Source organism: Rubritalea spongiae (genome assembly GCF_042652385.1).
GTDB classification, from domain to species: Bacteria; Verrucomicrobiota; Verrucomicrobiia; order Verrucomicrobiales; family Akkermansiaceae; genus Rubritalea; species Rubritalea spongiae.
In genome coordinates, this window is sequence record NZ_JBHSJM010000001.1 from 407425 (window position 1) to 426003 (window position 18579).

Annotated in this window: 13 protein-coding genes; 6 read left to right on the plus strand and 7 right to left on the minus strand. The window is 48.7% G+C overall.

The window, feature by feature from the left end:
- Positions 1-128: 128 nt before the first annotated feature.
- Positions 129-1208: a tRNA 2-thiouridine(34) synthase MnmA gene (gene mnmA / locus ACFPK9_RS02085; RefSeq protein ID WP_377092904.1), complete on the minus strand. Its 1080-nt coding sequence runs from the start codon at positions 1206-1208 to the stop codon at positions 129-131.
- Positions 1209-1294: 86 nt separating this feature from the next.
- Between mnmA and ACFPK9_RS02090 the strand changes: the two genes are divergently transcribed.
- Positions 1295-2095, plus strand: coding sequence for a hypothetical protein (locus ACFPK9_RS02090; RefSeq protein WP_377092906.1), 801 nt, complete (start codon positions 1295-1297; stop codon positions 2093-2095).
- A 148-nt stretch (positions 2096-2243) separates the two neighbouring features.
- On the opposite strand, the gene ACFPK9_RS02095 is transcribed toward ACFPK9_RS02090, so the two are convergent.
- On the minus strand, positions 2244-3095 hold the full coding sequence (locus tag ACFPK9_RS02095) for an MYG1 family protein (RefSeq protein ID WP_377092908.1): 852 nt from the start codon (positions 3093-3095) through the stop codon (positions 2244-2246).
- A 142-nt stretch (positions 3096-3237) separates the two neighbouring features.
- Here ACFPK9_RS02095 and ACFPK9_RS02100 point away from each other — a divergent pair, with 142 nt between their 5' ends.
- Entirely contained in the window at positions 3238-3450 is a 213-nt protein-coding gene (locus ACFPK9_RS02100) for a hypothetical protein (RefSeq protein WP_377092910.1), read from the plus strand.
- A complete protein-coding gene (locus ACFPK9_RS02105) occupies positions 3451-4038 on the plus strand; it encodes an acyl carrier protein phosphodiesterase (protein WP_377092911.1) in 588 nt (195 codons plus the stop codon).
- 12 nt (positions 4039-4050) lie between these two features.
- On the opposite strand, the gene ACFPK9_RS02110 is transcribed toward ACFPK9_RS02105, so the two are convergent.
- A complete protein-coding gene (locus ACFPK9_RS02110) occupies positions 4051-6432 on the minus strand; it encodes a serine/threonine-protein kinase (protein ID WP_377092912.1) in 2382 nt (793 codons plus the stop codon).
- 102 nt (positions 6433-6534) lie between these two features.
- Here ACFPK9_RS02110 and ACFPK9_RS02115 point away from each other — a divergent pair, with 102 nt between their 5' ends.
- Entirely contained in the window at positions 6535-7461 is a 927-nt protein-coding gene (locus ACFPK9_RS02115; protein WP_377092913.1) for an RluA family pseudouridine synthase, read from the plus strand.
- A 63-nt stretch (positions 7462-7524) separates the two neighbouring features.
- The gene (locus ACFPK9_RS02120) at positions 7525-9783 is read left to right on the plus strand and encodes a tetratricopeptide repeat protein (RefSeq protein WP_377092914.1); all 2259 of its coding nucleotides are present in this window, start codon (positions 7525-7527) and stop codon (positions 9781-9783) included.
- Between the two features lie 94 nt (positions 9784-9877).
- Here ACFPK9_RS02120 and ACFPK9_RS02125 read toward each other — a convergent pair whose 3' ends face one another.
- On the minus strand, positions 9878-10861 hold the full coding sequence (locus ACFPK9_RS02125) for a malate dehydrogenase (protein ID WP_377092916.1): 984 nt from the start codon (positions 10859-10861) through the stop codon (positions 9878-9880).
- 92 nt (positions 10862-10953) lie between these two features.
- On the opposite strand from ACFPK9_RS02125, the gene ACFPK9_RS02130 reads away from it, so the two are divergent.
- Positions 10954-12183, plus strand: coding sequence for a BaiN/RdsA family NAD(P)/FAD-dependent oxidoreductase (locus ACFPK9_RS02130; RefSeq protein WP_377092918.1), 1230 nt, complete (start codon positions 10954-10956; stop codon positions 12181-12183).
- A gap of 94 nt (positions 12184-12277) precedes the next feature.
- On the opposite strand, the gene ACFPK9_RS02135 is transcribed toward ACFPK9_RS02130, so the two are convergent.
- The 3 genes from ACFPK9_RS02135 to ACFPK9_RS02145 form a co-directional block, all read right to left on the minus strand.
- Complete coding sequence (locus ACFPK9_RS02135; RefSeq protein ID WP_377096525.1) at positions 12278-13630, minus strand: IS5 family transposase; 1353 nt, start codon at positions 13628-13630, stop codon at positions 12278-12280.
- A 201-nt stretch (positions 13631-13831) separates the two neighbouring features.
- Complete coding sequence (locus ACFPK9_RS02140) at positions 13832-17332, minus strand: DEAD/DEAH box helicase (RefSeq protein ID WP_377092920.1); 3501 nt, start codon at positions 17330-17332, stop codon at positions 13832-13834.
- A gap of 313 nt (positions 17333-17645) precedes the next feature.
- Complete coding sequence (locus tag ACFPK9_RS02145; RefSeq protein ID WP_377092921.1) at positions 17646-18497, minus strand: fumarylacetoacetate hydrolase family protein; 852 nt, start codon at positions 18495-18497, stop codon at positions 17646-17648.
- Between the last annotated feature and the right edge of the window lie 82 nt (positions 18498-18579).

Consider the following 18579-nt stretch of genomic DNA (forward strand, 5'->3'; position numbering starts at 1 on the left):
ATAATTTTAAATGATCGAGACTAATCATTATTCTTTCACCAAAACCAACTTTCTTGATTCTGCTTTCCATTTCCGTAGCATCTATGTCCCTACTTACCGATCTCTGACGGCCTTGTAAAAAACGATTGCTACTCCACTGACTCAAACACTCCACCACCGAGCAGTACGCCATTCTCGTAAAATGCACAGATCTGACCAGGTGTGAGTGCGCGCTGTGGACGGATAAATTCAACATCTAGCTTACCATCCTCACGTGGACTTACCCACACTGGCTCACCTTTGGCACGATAGCGTGGTTGAGCTTCGATCTTGCGACGAGCTGTCACAGGCTTGTTCACCCATGAAACAGTTCCCACCACCGATTTACTGGCGTAGAGCCCCGGAGTACTTTCCTCATTGTAACCGACAATAAGTTCATTCTTTTTAAGGTCTTTCCCTACTACCACGTACGCTACTCCGTCACGAGGCGATGCCACACCGTGCCCTTTTCGCTGGCCGAGCGTGTATAGGTGTAAGCCCTTATGACGGCCGAGACGCTTGCCTTCGGTATCGACAATATTCCCGGGACGATCCGGTACATAATGTCGTAAGAAATCGCTCATCTTCACATTGCCAATGAAACAAATCCCCTGACTGTCTTTTTTCTGAGCAGTCGGCAATTCAAAACGTTTCGCCACCTCGCGCACCTCAGGTTTCTGCATTTCTCCACATGGGAAAAGCGCATGCTTCGCTTGATGTTGCTCCATCAATGCTAGAAAATAAGACTGATCTTTATTCGTATCAGCCCCACGTAAAATATCGGCAGAACCATCCGCACGGTCGCGCTTGCGAGCGTAGTGACCAGTAGCCACATACTCAAATCCCTGCGAGAGTGCGTAATCAAGAAATACCCCAAATTTCATTTCACGATTACAATACACATCCGGGTTAGGCGTGATCCCACTGCGATATCCTTCGAGTAAATAATCGACAATTCGATCTTGGTATTGGTCTATCAAATCCACTACGCGAAATTCGATACCGAGCTTTTTCGCCACAGCATGCGCGTCATCGACATCATTCTCCCACGGACAATCTCCCGGGACATTATCAGTGTTGATCCAGTTTTTCATGTAAGCGCCAACCACTTCGTGCCCCTGCTCAACCATCAGAGCAGCAGCTACACTTGAGTCAACGCCCCCAGAGAGGCCTACCAAAATCTTTGCCATGCCGACCAGTAGAGTACATCCCGCAATCTTGCAACACGCGCTTAATTAAACTTGAAACTTCCTCCCAGCAAGCCCATCAAACGCACATGTCCAAGCCAAATACTGAAGCCACTGGAAAACCTACACCCATCGCAGGTTGTATCATCTTCATCGTGATTTTAGGCATGGTCTTCTTCTTAGCGGGCATCGGTTGGTATTCCTATCGCGAAAACAAAGCGGCGATCATCAGCATCTCTGAATTAGAAAAAGATGCACCAGTTCTGGCTTCCACAGCAGACACGGCAGCCACCACAGCTCTCGACAACAAGATAGACACATTTAGTAATGCTGTAAGAGCCGGCAAGCGTACTGAGGTCACCTTCAATGTCGAGGAGATGAACTTAGCCATCGCCCGTTATCCTAAACTTAAAGCTTTCCGCGACACGCTCAGTGTCACTGAAATCACTAAAACATCAATCATTTCAGACATCAGCTTCCCAGTCCGAGCCGGATTTGACGGGATTCGCTATGTCAATGCCACCATGACTGTCGACCCGATCATTGCGATGGGTTCAGTCTTCCCTATTGTCACAGACATCACCCCAGACAATGGTAATCCAGTTCCCGAAAAGTACACCAAAGAGCTACCAACCTTCCTCTTCTCTGAATACCGCAAAGATGAAGAACTCGCAGAAGTGTTTAACAAGCTCAGTAAAGTGACGCTCACAAATGGATCGATCACAATTCTCAGCGACCCAAAGATGCCAATCGAAGGAGCTATTCCTGAGAATGTGGACAGCGAGACGGATCGAGCCTTCGCACTATTCGGACTCATGGTATTCATGCTAGTGACCACCGTGATCTTCCTGCTCTGGGTGAAAAAGCGCAAACAAACTGCAGCAGAATAAGCCTACTAGAGCACAACCTTAGAAACCTATCAACAAGTAGGCTAGGCGTAGTTTTACACCTGTAAAACCCAACACTTCAGCATAGCTGAAATGCATAACCAGCCTACCGTGAAGCGAAACACGCTAACGATAGGCCATAAAAAATCTCCTAGCCCACCCAAGCCATTCTTAAGAGCTCTTGGAGTCGTTCTACTTCCGTCGCTGATGTCTTGATGATAAATCCTGCCTTGTGCGCGAAATGCACATCATCTTCGTTCTCACAACGTGTAAAATCAAAGCGTAAATCGTCATTATAACGAGTTAGGCCATAACCCGACCCACGACGGTCTGGGTACACCATCGCCACACAATCAGGCTCTTGGTTCTCGATATAACGTCCCATCCCTGCAGACGGTTCACTAGTCATCGGTTCAGTCCGCGGCATAAAAAGTACTTTGAATGTTCCGTCAATCTCCCAGACTTCACTCTGACGATCGATCTCCTCCATGCGCTCCCTCATGCCCTTAAGAAAGGTCACCATGTCTTCGCCGATCATCCGCATCACTTCATAAACCGGCTGTCCAGCTTCATGCCTTTCAGCCTTTGCAAAACGGCGAAGTAGCGTGATGTCAACTGGAGAATTAAGTTTCGCCATGGCTGAACGGTCAATTCCCAACCACGCTGCAGTTTTCACAGCCCCACGCGTATCTAGCCATTCAGAAGTCTCTAACCAATCACAGTATAAGCGTGCGTCTTCATACAAACCAAGGTGCATCAACACCAAGCTCAACGCACAAGTCGGCTCATAATCAGCAGGAAACTGATGATGGTCAAAATTCATCTTCTCCTCGTTATGCTCCCCACCTACGTCCAATACAGCAATCGCAGCATTCGCCACCTCTGCCTCAGTTGGCTCCTTGCGTACTACTGGCACTCCATAAGAATAAACCATCAAACAACTCGCTAAAAAGTCATCTTTATGAGCGCCGCCAGGATGTGTAATGATCTGTTCAATTTCCATGGCCGCAGCATCCCTCCGAATCAAAGAATGTCAACCTTACTGCCCGTTCATTTACTTCTCTTAACTTGCACAGAACCCTCTCCTATATACCTTAAATCATAACAATTATCTCTCCATCTTTCATACACTAACATTTCACCCAATGAGTACTTTCGGATTGCGATTCATAGCGGGACTAGTCGGTACCATTGTCTCCTACCTCCTGATTGTACTCATAGGTCTGCTCTTCTCCTCAGACGGAATCAATCTAGCCTATTGTAAAAATATGGCATTCTACTCACCAATCGGAGCCATCATCGGTTTGCTATTCCCTAAGCAAACGCTCAAGTGCTTCACCTACCTCTTTCAATTATAAATGAACTACCTCGCCCACGTCGCCCTCGCACATAATTCTGACGCCTCGCGTATTGGCAATTTCTTAGGCGACTTCGCCAAGGGCACCCATGAGTCATTGTTAGAAAAATGGCCAACCGAACTCGTGCAAGGTTTCATCATGCATCGAGCAATCGATTCCCTAACCGACAGCCACCCAACCTTTCGCGAAGCCAAACAACTCATCGATCCCAACCGCCGTCGACTCGCAGGCATCGCCATCGACATCATATACGACCACTTCCTCAGTCGCCACTGGAACTTATTCTACCAGCAAGAACGCTCTCTATTCATCAACCAATTCTACCAGAGCCTCGAACAACATCCCCAATGGTGGATCGGAGAATTCGCCCACGCCTACCCCTACCTCAAATCAGAAAATTGGTTAGAATGTTATGTAAGCAAAGACGGCATCAAACTCACCCTCGATCGTATCTCAAAGAGAAACCGCAAATGGACGCTCCCACTCGCTGAGTGCTACCAAGACTTCGAACGCCATTACTCTGAATTCGAAAAACTCTTCCTTATCCTCTATCCCGAACTAATCGAAAGAGCTCGAAATATCCTGTAAAGCCACACACGGTTAATTTTCCTTACCAGCCTCAAGAACCGCGACATACTTGTGCCATTTCTCCGCAAAATCATCCTCACTCTCACAAATCTTATTTACAGCTAGTTGCGACTCTTCACGCAAACCTGTTAGATAAGTATAACACGCCAGTTGCACCATGCGATCATACCGTAACTCTTCTGGAATTTTCGAATTTGGAAACAACTTGTGCAGCTCCCACATCGACTGCGGAGCCAACTTCGACCAGCCTAGCCTTGTCGGATCTTGATCTTCAAAGCTGACCAGCAATCCATTTTTTTCAGCTCCTAACACCTTATCAAAAATACGTCCGCCAAATTTGTTAACTACCACGAAACTCCCACTCTTCTCAGCAAATATCTCTGCGGTCGTATCATAAAGCTCTCCGGCATTACTGCTAAAAAACACCATAGCCTCCGCCCATTCCTTCTGTTTTTGATTAGGTGGATCGACCTTACTCAAACTCCGTGATGCATTCTTGAAAAAATACTGAGCCACAAATTTTTCAGCCGCATCCTTCGCCTCTATCCAAGATTTTCTTGCCTCCTCTTTCGCCACTTTTTTATCGAGTGACTCGCGCTTTTTCTCCTCCTCAATTTTACGCTTCTCTGCTTCTACCTGCAGTTTCCACTGAGCAATATTAAATGTGGCCCTTCCTGGCGTCTTAACCAAATGCTCCACTTCATTTAGCTCCACCATCACTTGATCTAGCTCAGCCGTCGTTATAGCAAATAAACCCTCAGGATACTTCTCTAACAAACGGTAATCAGCCAAGTATTGCTTCACTTCTCGAGTGTACATCTCGGAAGCCTCATTGGATTTTAACGAATCAAATGACTGGTGTGCTAATTCCCAACGTCCCTGATTCCACTCCTTAAGAGCAGAAGCAAACAGTATAGAAGCTTCCAAACTCGCCGATAAATTGGACGGGATTTTGACCGCTTCCAAGCCACCCAAGTTTTCTAACACCACTACCCATTCCTGCGTACTGCCATCGTCCTTACGAATCTTTGCAGCCACTTTGCTTAATGCTTCGCGAGCAGATCTCGAATCAGCATTGAGCCAAGCAGATGATGCCGATTGTAAACCGGCCCAAAATGCTGTCTCTACGGGCACCTCGTCTGTTAAAGCTAACTTTAAATAGCGTTGGTGTGCAGCCTGATACTCTTGTTCCTTGAATAAATTTTGCGCAACCTTCAACTCAGTCGCAATAAACACCCGCAGGGCTTGTTCTTTATCAGAAGTTGAATCTTCAGCAGAAACATCAAAAATTTCAACTTCGGGCTCCACCTCCACTGTATCTGGTCGTGTAAAATACCCTACTGCCGCAATCACCCCCATTGCACCAACAGCAATTGGCACAACTGGCAACTTCTTTCTACGACGTCGGCGAGTTGGCTGTTTGCTCTTTTTTTCAATCGGCTCGGGAATTACCCCTGTCCGGTAAAATGCATCTAACTGCTTCAAGACATCTAGCAATTCCTCATAACTCTGAAATCGTTCACTCGCCTCAAACGCCATCGCCTTATCGATAATCGCACACATGTACTTACTTACCCCATCAGCTTTGTTGGCGAGTTTAGGAACCGACGCCTTAATTTTAAGTAACTCAGAGGTCGATGTAGTGTCCGCAGTAAATGGAGGTTCACCAGTCAATGCGTGATACAAACTTGCAGCTAGAGCATACATATCACTACGTAAATCCTCTTCATGCAGCCGCAAAGTCTCAGGCGGCACGTAATACGGAGTCGCCCAGATCTCTTCCGCCAGCGCCTTCCCTCCAGATGTTACAAGAGCCAAGCCAAAATCCACAATCTTCGCCCGCCCATTAGTATCCAATAAAATATTACCAGGCTTCATATCGCGGTGAATCAAGCCAGCTTGATGCGCAGACTTCAGCCCCTCGACCACCTCAATCGCTAAGCGAGTCACCGCCTCTTCATCTAACTTACCCGACACCGCTAAGCGCTGCTCAAGCGACTCACCATCCACCAACTCCATCGCGATAAAATACCGGCCGTACGCTTGGCCAACCGTAAACACCCTCACCACATTCGGATGCGAAATGGCGGCGGTGATTTTTGCCTCTTTCTCAAACTCTTCAATCCTCTTGGCATCTGACGAATACGACTCGTTCAGCAACTTAATCGCCACTTTCCTCCCCAGAGTTTTATCCACCGCTTTGAAAACCAAACTCATCCCACCCACACCCTGCTTGGCCACTATTTCATAACCACCGACATCCGTCTTTACATGCACATTCTTATGGCACTCTGGGCACTGAACTTCCGTAAATGGAGCGAAGCTTGTCACGTCCATCGAATTCCCACATGCACGGCAATTCTCGATTTCTGCTGTTCGCTCATTTTCATCCATGAAGCGCAACCCTAGGTAAATTTCCTCCAGCTGCCACTGAAAAACTTTAGAAATAGAAAATTTTTTCTCGCTTAGCAGCCCACATCACAAAACGATCCCATCATGAAAATCACCGTGGATGACAATACAGGTAAGCGCATCGATGCCTTCCTCACGACCCAGCTTCCCGATCTCTCACGCGGCCGCATTCAGTCCTTACTCAAATCCGGCGACATCCTAGTCAATGGCGCTCAACAAAAAGCCAAGTACTCAGTCCAAGCTGGCGATATCATCACCATCGAAATCCCAGAACCCGAGCCAGAAGAAGCACAACCCGAAGACATTCCACTCTCCGTCATATACGAAGATGATGACCTCATCGTGATCAATAAAGATTCAGGCCTCGTCGTCCATCCAGCTGCTGGTAACCAAACAGGCACCCTCGTCAACGCTCTACTATTTCATTGCAAAGGGAAACTTGCGGATGAAGGCGGAGCTGAGCGACCAGGCATCGTCCACCGTCTCGACAAGGACACTTCCGGCTGCATGGTCGTCGCCAAAACAAATCTTGCCCATGTCGCTCTCGTGAATCAATTCAAAGAGCGTGAAACGAAAAAGCAATACCTCGCCGTCGTCGAAGGCAAACCCAATAAAGACGAAGACTCCATATACACCAACATCGGACGCCATCCCGTCAACCGACTAAAAATGGCAGTGGTAAATCCCGGCTCAGGAAAACCAGCAATCACTGATTACCAAAACCTCGGTCACGATGAAGCGACAAACAGCTCACTCATCCACTGTGATCTCCACACCGGGCGCACTCATCAAATTCGAGTCCACATGCTCCACCTCGGATGCCCCATTATCGGCGATCCCATCTACGCCAAAATCGCCCGTCAGAAAGCACAGCCGGGACGCCTCATGCTCCACGCTAGACGACTTAGCTTTAATCACCCACGTACATCTGAGCGCATGACATTTCGCGCCAACATCCCAGCAGAATTTGAAAACTGGACAAGCCAATTTCCACTTTCAGAAAGCGACTAATCTAATTAGTTAAAAATGGACTTCCACTCGCTAAGCGATTCTCCTACAAGACCCTGCAAACCGATGCGCAGAACTTTCCTCACCTACCTATCCTACCTTTTCCTCGTACTCGTCCCTCTCAGCGGCTTAGCTGAAGAGACCGAAATCGTGCGCCCAGGAACTATCCTACTCTCCGCATATCAAGCGATCAGCGAGGCAGAAAAATTCGAGCAACAAGATCAAGCCAAGGAAGCATGGAATAAATACCAACAAGCACTCCGCTACTACCAGTCACTTTCCGCCACACATCCCGCATGGAAACCACACATCGTCCAAGGGCGTATCCAATCGACAAGTGAAGCCATCAAACGCGTCGAACCAATGGCCCAAAAAGCCCTTCTCGCAGAACAATCTAAGCTCCAAGACTTCGTCGGCTCCGAAACATCCACCCTCCCATCGCCGAGCAACCCAATCAATCAGCTGCCGCCATCGGATCTCGAACAAATTACCAAGCTCAACAACCGCCTCAACGAGATGCAAGCCAATCTCGAAAAACTCAAAAACCAACACAACGCGGAAAAGCTAGAACTCCACCAGCAAATCTCAAAACTCCAAACCGAGCTGCGCAAACAACAACAAGGACTCGGTGCTGAAAGCACACAATCCCGCATGCTCAACGGCGAAATCGCTCGCCTCCAACAAGAACTGCGCCGCAGCCAACAACTCGGCCAAAACGACCAACAAAAGTTACTCGATACCATCGAAGAACTTCAGCGCACTCGCAATGCTCTCGCCACTGCTCCACTCCGAGCCGATGTAGAAAAGCTCCAAAAGGAGAAAGCTAAACAAGAGCAAGAACTCAGCTATCTAGCTAAAGCATACCAACGCAACAAAAAGCTGCTCGAGATCAAAACCCTCGAGAACCAGCAACTCCAAAAAGAAACCAAACTTGCTAAAGACCAACTCGCAGAAAAAACCAAACTCCTCGAACAGTCCGAAACTAACACCAAAGCGGTCGTTGCCACCATGCGTAACGAAATTCAAAATCTGAAATCAAAACTCGCGATTTCCGAGTCAAAACGCCGCGAGCAAGATGGAGAAATTAAAGCTCTTCTCGCCCGACTGTCACAGTCCGAAACCATCGAAAATGAACTTCGCGACGAACTCGCTAATATGACCGCAGAACGCGACCAACTCAGCCAGATGCTCAAACTCAGTGACGCCGATCGCGCCAAGGAGTTGATGAAAGAGAACTTGCGCCTCGGTAAAGAACTCAGCCTTGCAAAACGTAACCTCGAACAACTGCACGCAGATAAAAACGCAGCCCTCGACCGCGTCACCCAAGCCGAAACTGACGTCGCCATCGCCAAGCAACAACTCATATACAAACGGAAAGAAAACATCGAGTTCCGCAAGCGCATTTCAAACCTCGAAGCCACTCTAGCAAACACTCGTGAAAGCCTAAGCTCCATCTCCGATAAACCAGCAGTTGACGAAGCAGCACGCGAAGAAGCCGAACTCCTCAAGCAGACAGTTAAACGTCTCATGGCCCAAGCCAAACGCCGCCAACAAGCTGAGAAACTTCTCTGGAACGAATACCGACGCACTGCACTCATCGATCCAGATTTCGTCAACGAATACGAAAAACTCGCCAGCGAAGAAGTCGAACTCACCGAGCGTGAGCGCGACATGCTCACCGTCGCCCAGTCCCAAGGTGACCTCCACTTCGGCGGCAGTAATGTCGACCAACAATCCCACCAAATTGCTCAAGCAAAGGCTGACGAAAGAATCTCCACCTACCATTCCATCGCTAAACGCTGGATCGAAAAAGACAACCTTCCCGTCGCCAAAGAACTCTACGATGAAGCCTATGACTCCATTCCTGATTACAGCTTCCTAGTCAACCGAGGAGTAGTCAGACTCAAACTCGGTGAATACCAAGAAGCCGAAGAAATTTTCGAACTCGGCGCCACCCAACGCCCCCGCAACCCATATACTCATTTCATGTTAGGCATGTCGCGCTACTACCAGCAAAATGACGACCTCGCAGCCAAATCCATTGACCGAGCCATCGACCTCAAACCTGATCACAAAGAAGCCTTCCTCTACCGCAGCATCATTGAAGCTAGAAATGGCCGTAACCAAAACGCTCTCGAATTCCTCACCAACGCCATTGAACTCGACCCTGAATACGAAGAAGCATACTTCAACCTCGCTGTGCTTCACAAAATGATGGGAAACAACACTAAAGCTCAAAAAGCCTATAACGATGCACTCAAGGCCGGTCTCGCACCGAACTTAGAATTCGAACGCGAAATTGGTATCAACAAAGCAAGAAGCTAACAGAAATGCCAGCTTTAGGCCTTTTGAATAGAAAATGCTAAACAGAAAAACCTCAGCATCTCAAAAACAACCTACAAATCTGCACTTGTCCGATCTACAAAAGAGCCGACACCGCATCCTTTTCAGCATTCAGCTCAGCGACTGAAGCATCAATTTTCGCTCGCGAAAACGCATTAACTTGCACGCCCTCAACCACGCTCCAAGTCTCACCATCATCGGTGCGAATCGGCATCGAAGCGATTAATCCCTCATCAATGCCATAAGCCCCTGGTGAACAAACTGCCACGCTAAACCAATCACCCGCAGGCGTCGGAGTCGTTAGTCGTTTCACCGTATCCACCACCCCATTTGCCGCAGATGCAGCCGAAGATGCTCCTCTCGCTTTGATGATAGCAGAACCTCTTTGCTGAACCGCTGGAATAAACGTCTCTTTCAGCCAAGCTTCATCTCCAATCACTTCTGCAGCTGAAACGCCATTGATCTTGGCGCTGTAAAAATCAGGATACTGTGTCGAAGAATGATTTCCCCAAATACACATATTAGTAACCGCCGAACTGTGCACACCCGCCTTGACAGCCAACTGGCTCTTGGCACGATTTTCGTCTAACATTGTCATCGCAAAAAAACGTTCCTTCGGAACCCCGCTCGCATGATGCATCGCAATCAGACAGTTCGTGTTACAAGGGTTACCCACCACCAACACACGCACATCTTCCGCAGCAGAGCGACCAATCGCTTCTCCTTGTCCAGTGAAAATCTTACCATTGATTCCGAGTAAATCATTGCGCTCCATACCGTCTTTCCGAGGAACCGAGCCCACTAACAGAACCCAATTCGCCTCTTTAAAGCCTTCATCTAAATCCGCTGTCGTCACCACATCTTGCAACAACGGAAAGGCACAATCATCGAGTTCCATCACCACCCCTTCAAGTGCTGGCAATGCAGGTTCAATCTCAATCAGTCGAAGATTCACCGGCTGCTCAGGACCAAACATTGCCCCGGAAGCAATTCGAAAAAGTAATGCATATCCAATCTGGCCAGCAGCCCCAGTGACAGAAACAGTAATAGGAGTTTTCATATTCACATCTAACATAGACATCCACCAGCAGTCGTCAACTTCGCTCTCTCCGAAACATTGACTATTCACCACCGACTGCTACATCAAATTCCATGTACGACCTTATCACCATTGGCGGCGGTGCCGCTGGCTTTTTCGGCTCCATCACAGCCGCAGAAAACAGCGCGAGTAAAGTACTCATTCTAGAAAAATCTCCTAACGTATTGGGCAAGGTCAAAATCTCTGGCGGCGGGCGCTGTAACGTCACACATCACTGCTTCGACCCAAAGGAACTCAGCAAATTCTACCCGCGAGGAGAAAAGTCCCTGATTGGTCCCCTCCACCGCTGGAGCGCGAAAGATACTGTCGATTGGTTCCAGTCAAAAGGTGTGGAACTCAAGACAGAAGCCGATGGCCGAATGTTCCCAATCACCGACAACTCACAGACCATCATTGATTGCCTAATAAAAGCAGCACACGATGCTGGAGTTGAAATAGAAACCGCCTGTGGGGTCCAATCCGTCGAGGCTATAGAAAACCCTGATGACACGTACTTTATCGTCACTACCGACAATGGCGATGAACTACAAGCTCGTTGCGTCTTACTCGCCACCGGTGGAACCCGACTCACGGCAGGCGCAAAACTCGCAGAACAACTCGGTCATAATCTCGAACCCGCCGTACCCTCTCTTTTCACTTTTAAAATAGATCACCCACTTCTCACCGAGCTTCCTGGACTATCCGTGGCCGATACAGAAGTCGCAGTAGAACAAACCAAGCTCAAATCCTCTGGGCCACTCCTCATCACCCACTGGGGTGTCAGCGGCCCTGGTATTCTCCGACTATCAGCCTGGGGTGCTCGCATCCTAGCAGACTTAGATTATCAATTCACTCTCAGTATCAATTGGCTGCCTCAAACCAATGTCTCTGAACGTATAGCCCAACTCCGCAGCGACTGGGGTAAACGCCAACTCTCCACTCGCTGCCCGTTTGAAGAAATCCCCAAACGACTCTGGGCTAGGATGTTAGAGTTGGCAGAAGTCCCTAGCACTCAAACATGGGCGCAACTCTCAAAGGCTCACGCTCAAACTCTCAGTAACTTGCTCAACAATTGCCAATTACCCGTACTCGGCAAGAGCCTCAATAAAGACGAGTTTGTGACAGCTGGCGGAGTCAACCTCAAGGAGATCAACCTCAAGACCATGGAGAGTAAACGCACCCCAAATCTCTTTTTCGCCGGTGAAGTCATGAACATCGACGGCATCACAGGTGGTTTTAATTTTCAAAACGCCTGGATGAGCGGCCACCACGCTGGCACCACTATCGCCGAGCGTTCTTGGTAAATCCCCGATTCGTCGCAGCTCTGGTTAGCTTTCCGCTCACCAGAATTTTTTATTTTTCGATCAAAATTTAGTCCCACGTTAAAAATAGCATTTTTCAAGCGCATTGAAGCTCCGGTCTGTGGCCGGAGCTTTTTTGTGGAAAGATTGTACTGAGGATTTTGAGCAAAAAAGTGGCGAACCACTTGAGCAGAAGGCGCATATTGTGGCCTGCGCCACACAGGACTGCATTGATCTTATCTCCATCCTTGCCGTGGAGATAATTGCGTCCTAGGTGACCGTCGGTTTTCATGTGTCCGATGACTGGCTCGACCGCGGAGCGGCGCCAAAGTTCTCTTTTGATCTCGGGGGTCACGCCACGGATTTGTCCGCTGCGAAAGACTGCGCGCTTGTCTGGGTAGTCGTGGCCGACATAGCCTTTATCCACGTAGATTCGTTCGGGTTTGATGCCGCTGATGGCTCGGGTTGCCTGAATGACCCGATTAAGAGTATGGCCGTCGTAAGGTCGGCCTTCGATGGCTTCGCTGTGCAGGACGAACAGACCGCCTGCAGAGCGTTCCATCGGTGTGGTCACCGAAACTTTGATGCCAAATTCGTAGGGTTTGTGCGCCTTGCCTTTGGCGATGCATTCAACCTCCGGTGCGTGCCAGCTGTAGATCTTCACCTTGTCGCGCGGCTTCTGCGTGCGGATGAGGAAGGCTTTGTAAAATGGCAGGCGAAAGGTCTCTTCGAGGTCCGCGTTGCCATTGATTTTGCGGGAGATGTCGCGCTCCACGCGGCCAAGGCGTCCCTTGAGTTTTTTGAGAGTCTTACGCATGCGTTTGAACTGTTTGGCATGGGCGTAGCGACCAGCCATGATGGCGAGTCGCTTGGCTTCCTTCGCGTAAGATTGGCGCAGTTTGATGCCGTGGAGTTTTGCCATTTTGACAAGCTCTGTGAGTCCGCGCAAAGCGAGCTTGGCATCGGTGGGATGGGTGACGTTCTTGGGCTGGACGGTGGTGTCGACGATGACCTTGCTCAGGCTTTCAATGTCCAGGGCTCCTGTTTGATGCGCAACTCGTAGCAGTTCACTGATGAGGGTTTCGAGTTTCTTATCACCGATGCGTTTGCGCCAATGGGTCATGGAGCTGCGCTCGATCGGGAAGCGGTGCTGGAAATATTTTTCACCACAAAAGAGTTGGAAGTAGGGATTCTCTTTCCACTGTCGGCAGACTTCTTCGTCGGAAAGAGCCTTGGCATGTTTGAGTAGATGCAGGCCAACCATGAGTCGGGTGGGAATGGCGGCGCGCCCCGTGGTCGAGTACAATTCGCAGAGTTGTCCGTCGATCCAGTCCCAGTCGATTTTCGCTGCTAAGACGACGAGCTCGTGGGTCGGGTCAAGAATATCGATGAGCAGAGGTTGGAACAGGTGGGCGGTTTCAGGTTGATTGGAATGCTTTGGTGGGCGCATACTGTTAGAAAAATCTACAAGGTTTACGCGCTGAGAAGGCGATTTCTTGTAGATCATTTAAAGAAAAAAGCGTGCTGGATAAGAGCACGCTTAGGATTGAATGATTTTAACGGGGGACAATTTAATAAACCGCTAAACAACTAAAAAAGCCCGGAGCCGTTTGACGGGCCCAGGCTTTTGAGTGTGTTATGGATAAGAAAATTATTTCTGTTCCTCTTCTTCGCCGAACATGTCCCCACCGTGGTTGAGGATGAACTGGAGGTCTTCGACGCCGAGGTTACTTGCGAAGCCTTCATCTCCGAGGACATTTGTAACAAGAGCCGTCTTCTGATGCTGAAGCACACGAATCTTCTCTTCCACAGTGTCGCGAGTGAGCAAACGGTAGGCGATAACCTTGTTCTTCTGACCAATACGGTGCGTACGGTCAATCGCTTGGTTCTCAACGGCTGGGTTCCACCATGGATCGTAAAGAATAACGTAGGATGCTGAAGTCAAGTTTAGACCTGCACCACCCGCTTTGAGCGAGAGCATGAATACCGATGCATCCTTAGTTGTCTGGAAGCTCTCAATCACACCCTTACGGTCTTTCGTTTGACCGGTGAGGTAGTGATATGGACGACTCTCGGTTTCGAGACGTGCTTTGATAATATCAAGCATGGAAACAAACTGGGAGAATACCAAGACCTTGTGACCTTCTTCGCGAAGCTGATCAAGCAAGTAGAACAAGGCTGTCATCTTAGCACTCTCTTCTTTGAGATACTTCGGATCGATCAAGCCTGGGTGACAGCAAATCTGACGCAAGCGCATCAAACCTTGAAGAATCGCAAAGGAGTTCTTCTTCACAGCTTCGTCGGAATCGAGTCCGAGCAATGCTTTCTGAATGCGCTTGAGCTCAGCCTTATACATTTCAGACTGCACATCCTCCATGACTGCGAAGACTTCTTCTTCAGTACGAGGTGGAAGGTCTTTTGCAACCTGTAGCTTAGTACGACGAAGCAAGAATGGACGAAGTCTCGCAGCGAGACGTGTCTGCGAGGACGGATCCTTACGCTTGTCGAAACGCTTCTTGAAGTATGCACGTGACCCGAGAACACCCGGCATAGCGAATGCCATTAGTGACCACATATCCATCAAGCGGTTCTCAATAGGAGTACCAGTCAGGACCAAACGGTTCGCAGAATTAAGCTCACGAGCAGACTTGGCTGCCTTAGAATCAGGGTTCTTGATTTGCTGACCTTCATCGAGAATAACAGTGAGCCACTTGATCGTATTCAAGTCTTCACCACAGACGCGAAGCTGAGCGTAGTTGAGAACGACTAGATCGAGCTCGTTCTGCGCTTCATTTACATCCAGGTCGTCGCGAGTACGAAGTACTTTAACCTTAAGCTCAGCGGCGAACTTCTCAGCTTCTGTCGCCCAAACATCAAGAACAGACTTAGGACACACAACCAATGCTGGCCTCTTCTCACCTGCATCGAGTGCTTGCTGGCGCAACCAAAGAATATAGGTAATAGACTGGATCGTTTTACCAAGACCCATGTCATCCGCAAGAATACCACCGAAGCGGTTCGTCGCGAGGTAGGTAAGGAAACGGAAGCCATCCACTTGGTATGGACGCAATGTAGCGTTCAAGCCTTCTGGAACTGGTGTGTCGAGATTGACTTGAATGTCGTGTGCAGAATCCTTGATGCGCTTCCACGCCTTCGGATCGAACACTTCAGCCGCTTTCGGATCAGCAAGCTGTAGTGCGTGCATACGGTGGGTTTCACCGGACAGGTCAAACGGATCGAGCCCGAGACGAGTCACAGCTTCGTGCTGGTCAGCATCGAGCTTGATCTCAAGACGCATCCAACCACCGTTTTCCATGCGGACATAGCCACCACGTGCGGCAACCAATTGGCGAATCTGAGCTTTGGTAAGCTCCACACCTTCCACGTCGATCACGATTTTTAGGTCGAACCAATCGATGTCTTGGTTTACCACTTCGAAGCGAATAGCCGCAGTTACTGGATCGGCTAATAGAGTCTTCAGCTTGAAGTCCATCTCCACCTGCATTGCCTCAGGCAAATGCTGGGCCCACTCGGCAAATTTCTCTGGAAATTGCTTCGTCACGCGGGTCTTAAATTCTTCTAACTTCTCATCATAAGTAAGTCCCATTTCCTGCAATAATCCAGGAACTGGGTAGAGATCTTCACGAGCGAAACGTAACAGTTGCTTCCCTTTGACAGGCTTTTGCTCAACAAGTTCCCAACCTTCTTTGACAAGTTTCTCAGTACGACGCTCTTTCTTCTCATGAGCTAGTACATTAATCACTAAGTGTTCAGTCTCAGCAGCAGTGAGCCCCTGCTCAATACGCATTTCAAAACGTGGGAAAAGATCCAGATCGAGAACACGCTTCTTAAGTGACTCAGGAAGCTTTGCTCCTACTTTACGAAGAAACTCAACCCCCTCTAGTGAGTCAATCACCTGCTTAGGAATCATATAGCGTGGCATTACCTCCGTATCCTCTAACCAACGTGGTGGCCCTGGAAATACAGTCTCATCTGACTGATAGAGCTCTTCACGGCCTGGCAACAAACGCACTGAGTGAGAAACATTAATACCAGCCTTAGTTACAAGCTGAAGTGCGAAATTATCAGGGTGGTATGGATCATCTTCACACACCCACTTGAGCTCGTCTTTCACAACCTTGTAGTAATTCTCGTCAAGGTTGACGATGTACCCCTTAAGTGCCGGTTGACGGAACAAACGGTTCATGAAACGGCACGCAGGCTCGGTGTCGAGATCCATCGTTGCCGTAGATTCATCTTTGTAAAATGCCAAATAATGCTCCCAGATCACTTGACTCTGAGAATCCATACGTAAAGCAGCAGATGCAAATAGAGTCATCAAACGCTCAATGTCGTTTTTCTCCCTCAGCGCAAGCCACTCACCATCGTCCTCACGTACTTCGACCCGGGCTTCGTTCATGGTCGAAACGATACGGAACTCACATTTAATTGGTTTTTCCGCCGGCGGACGCTCGTTGACATCTTCGATACGGTCGTACCATTCAGCAATCTCGCGCTCCTTCTCCCAGTCCTTCATCTTCTTCTGCACAGCCTCGAGGTCTGTGACAGCATTCATGAATTCAGGGTAAGGAAGGCGCTTTTTATAAAATGCGTAGGCTAAGTAATTCCAAAACTCTAGAATATCACCTGGAGGCATTGGCCAGAGTTCCAAAGGATCATAAGTGACAATTTCCCAACGCGGATTCAAACGCACCATGTCGTGATCGTGGATTTCACCTTCTATCACATATCGGCGGTAGCGTTTCTCGACCTTGCTAACAAAATCTGCCTCTTTGTCGTCAAGCTCACGGTCGAGCTTTTCTTCAATCAAGTCGATAACTGGTGTATCATCAAACTCGTTAGGACTCTCAGGGAGGTCTTCACCGCGGTGCATCCGCTCCATCATTGTCGCATAGAGACACGCGCCAGCGATGATTTCGTCTTCTGCAGTACAACTACCAAACCAACGATTGCCCTGTAGGCGTAGGCTTGTGCGGAAAGTACCTGTCTTATCTTCCACTCTTCCCTGAATGAAAAGGTGGTTACCAAAAATCTGAGTGACTGCGCCTTCTTGCTGAAGGTCGTCGCCCCTATTGCGTGCTTCTTCTGGGAAGCTGTTTAGAAAGTTGAGTGTTGCTCTATCCGGATTCATATGAATGTTCGGTCAGTGTGAGGCCCCTAAAAAAGGGCACAAAATTCCGCGAGAGTGACATATCTTGTAACAAATGTGTCACGCTCACGAATCAGTGGAACGCGACTTTATAAGCCAAAACACGGTTCGCGCAAGAAAAAGCGTGTTCTAATTTCCTAACAAATCTGACACCTCTGTTTTGCCAGAACAACAGCTCAAAACATACTCAACAGTAGAGTTTTAATTCCTTAACAAATGTTAGATTACTCAATACCACCTTCAGATCCTCCAATGCCGCACTCAATGTATCCCTGAACTGATCTACTACCCTCTCTCAAAAAGCCACGACCCGCTGTCGATTCTCACCGATTCCTTCGATCCCAAATTCGACACTGTTCCCCACTTGTAAATAACGAGGCGGCTTAAAACCCATCCCCACACCGCCAGGAGTCCCTGTTGCTATTACATCTCCTGGCAGCAAAGTCATAAACCCAGAAATGTAACTCACCAGAGAATCTACACTAAACCGCATATCACCAGTCCAACCATTCTGCCTTAGTTCTCCATTCACCTTGCACCACAACCTCAGCGCGTTAGGATTTGGGACTTCATCCTTCGTTACCATACAAGGCCCCATCGGCGCAAAGGTATCGGCACTTTTCCCTTTCACCCACTGCCCGCTGCGCTCCTTTTGAAAAGAGCGTTCACTGTAATCACAAATAACAGAATACCCTGCAATGTATTCCCGCGCATCTTTCTGCTGAACGTAACTAGCAGTCCGGCCGATCACCACAGCCAACTCAACTTCATAGTCCAACTTCTCACTCCCCTTAGGAATTCTAACATCTTCATGTGGACTGCAATAAGCACTCGTCGCCTTCATAAACAATACAGGCTCCTCTGGCACTAAATGATCAAACTCCGCAACGTGATCCATATAGTTCTTCCCTACACAAATAATCTTAGACGGCCGCTTCACTGGAGCCCCCCTTCGCATTCCTTCGTCCACTAAAACTCCGCCAACACACCCATCCTCGATCCACTGAGCCAGTGATTCTAATCCCCCACAAGCGAAAAAACCCTCATCATAATCACGTACGACAGCGCTTGCATCCATTACCCGACCATCTTCGAGCACCACCCCAGGCTCTTCATATCCGACTTCACCAAACCTTACTAAACGCATCTTAGCAGCCTACAACATAATAAGTCTCGACACAATCGTGAAACATACTGGCGTATTTGTCACATTTTCGTCCAACGTCGTG

What these genes read in the sequence shown, in the direction of transcription:
- mnmA (WP_377092904.1), bottom strand. Translation starts at nt 1,208, where the DNA reads ATGGCAAAGATTTTGGTAGGCCTCTCTGGGGGCGTTGACTCAAGTGTA.
- ACFPK9_RS02090 (WP_377092906.1), top strand. Translation starts at nt 1,295, where the DNA reads ATGTCCAAGCCAAATACTGAAGCCACTGGAAAACCTACACCCATCGCA.
- ACFPK9_RS02095 (WP_377092908.1), bottom strand. Translation starts at nt 3,095, where the DNA reads ATGGAAATTGAACAGATCATTACACATCCTGGCGGCGCTCATAAAGAT.
- ACFPK9_RS02100 (WP_377092910.1), top strand. Translation starts at nt 3,238, where the DNA reads ATGAGTACTTTCGGATTGCGATTCATAGCGGGACTAGTCGGTACCATT.
- ACFPK9_RS02105 (WP_377092911.1), top strand. Translation starts at nt 3,451, where the DNA reads ATGAACTACCTCGCCCACGTCGCCCTCGCACATAATTCTGACGCCTCG.
- ACFPK9_RS02110 (WP_377092912.1), bottom strand. Translation starts at nt 6,432, where the DNA reads ATGGATGAAAATGAGCGAACAGCAGAAATCGAGAATTGCCGTGCATGT.
- ACFPK9_RS02115 (WP_377092913.1), top strand. Translation starts at nt 6,535, where the DNA reads ATGAAAATCACCGTGGATGACAATACAGGTAAGCGCATCGATGCCTTC.
- ACFPK9_RS02120 (WP_377092914.1), top strand. Translation starts at nt 7,525, where the DNA reads ATGCGCAGAACTTTCCTCACCTACCTATCCTACCTTTTCCTCGTACTC.
- ACFPK9_RS02125 (WP_377092916.1), bottom strand. Translation starts at nt 10,861, where the DNA reads ATGAAAACTCCTATTACTGTTTCTGTCACTGGGGCTGCTGGCCAGATT.
- ACFPK9_RS02130 (WP_377092918.1), top strand. Translation starts at nt 10,954, where the DNA reads ATGTACGACCTTATCACCATTGGCGGCGGTGCCGCTGGCTTTTTCGGC.
- ACFPK9_RS02135 (WP_377096525.1), bottom strand. Translation starts at nt 13,630, where the DNA reads ATGCGCCCACCAAAGCATTCCAATCAACCTGAAACCGCCCACCTGTTC.
- ACFPK9_RS02140 (WP_377092920.1), bottom strand. Translation starts at nt 17,332, where the DNA reads ATGAATCCGGATAGAGCAACACTCAACTTTCTAAACAGCTTCCCAGAA.
- ACFPK9_RS02145 (WP_377092921.1), bottom strand. Translation starts at nt 18,497, where the DNA reads ATGCGTTTAGTAAGGTTTGGTGAAGTCGGATATGAAGAGCCTGGGGTG.